Source organism: Nonomuraea turkmeniaca (assembly GCF_005889735.1).
Classification (GTDB): domain Bacteria; phylum Actinomycetota; class Actinomycetes; order Streptosporangiales; family Streptosporangiaceae; genus Nonomuraea; species Nonomuraea turkmeniaca.
Window position 1 is genome coordinate 1 of the sequence record NZ_VCKY01000543.1, and the last position, 1,231, is coordinate 1,231.

Genomic DNA, 1,231 nt, shown 5'->3' on the forward strand with positions numbered 1-1,231 from the left:
GGGTTGGACAGGGGGTCGTAGGGGGATCATGGATCGTTCCGAAAAGTGGTCAGGCGGCTGTCCCCTTTTCTGCGGTGGCCAGGAAGTCCTGGGCGATGAGCGGCAGGCGGCGACGGGCGTGCACCACGGCGATGACGCGGCGCACAGCGGGTTCGAGCGACCGCACCACGAGACCGGCGCGACTGGCCTGCTCGGCCATGCCGCGGTACCAGAGCAGGGACGCCTGGCCCGCGCGTACCGCGTTGAGCCAGCCGTTGCGTTCGTCGGTTTCGAGCACGACCACCGGGGTGACCGCGTACTTGCCGAACATCGCGTCGAGCTCCCTGCGCCGGGTGCTGCCGCGGGCCGGCAGCGCCAGGCGCATGCCGTGCAACTTGCCCATCGGCACCGGATTGGGCAGTTCGAGCCCTGGTGGGGAGATCAGCACGATCTCCTGGCGTTCGAGCGGGTGCGTGACGAGGTCGGCGGGCACGGGGAGATCGGTGAGCCCTAGATCGGCTCGTTGATCCCGGATCGCGGTGACGACGCCCTCTCTGCCGTCGCAACGCACGATCTGGACGCGTACGCCCGGATGCTCGGCCGTGTAGGCGGGCAACAACCGCCCGGCAAGGCCGGCCTCGAGGCTGGGCGTCGAGGCGATGCGCAGTTCTGCCTCGGTGACGCCGCCGTGGTTGGCCAGGCCCTCGATCTCGTGTACGGCGTCGAGTGCCTCCCTTGCCAGCTTGACCACCCGGCGGCCCTGTGCGGTGACGACCACGCCACGGCCTGAACGAGCGAAGAGCGTCATGCCGAGCTCGCGCTCGAGATCGCGAATCGCGCGGGACAGCGCAGGCTGCGCGATATAGAGCGACCTGGCCGCGTCGGTCATGGTGCGGTGCTCCGCAGTCGCGACCACATAGCGGAGCTGCTGGAGATTCATGCCAAAGAAGCTAGGACACCGCCCGCTTCGCGGATGGGGAGATAACCGAGATCACCTCGAATGATTTCGGACTGTAACCGTGCACTGCTACATCCGTGACGGGTGATAAATGAGTATGCTTTTGCCCCAAATTTGCCAAGGGTCCGTGAAGTCGCGGCGCGAAGCTAGGCATTACCGACAACCGGGTGAACGGGGAGACACGGTGACAGGGAACGGGCAATATCCACCCCCGCCACAGGGGCCAGGCCAGCCTCAGCGGCCACCTTCGTTACCATGGCCGCCGCCGGGCCATCGTCAGCCGCAGCCTCAAGG

1 protein-coding gene is annotated in these 1,231 nt (G+C 67.1%); it reads right to left on the reverse strand.

All coding sequences use genetic code 11. From position 1 onward, the window contains the following. Positions 1–49: 49 nt before the first annotated feature. Complete coding sequence (locus tag ETD86_RS54410; RefSeq protein WP_138674393.1) at positions 50–919, reverse strand: LysR family transcriptional regulator; 870 nt, start codon at positions 917–919, stop codon at positions 50–52. Positions 920–1,231 lie beyond the last annotated feature (312 nt).

Bases quoted from the DNA above. Each gene is read 5' to 3' on its own strand.
- ETD86_RS54410 (WP_138674393.1), bottom strand. From the start codon at position 919: ATGAATCTCCAGCAGCTCCGCTATGTGGTCGCGACTGCGGAGCACCGC.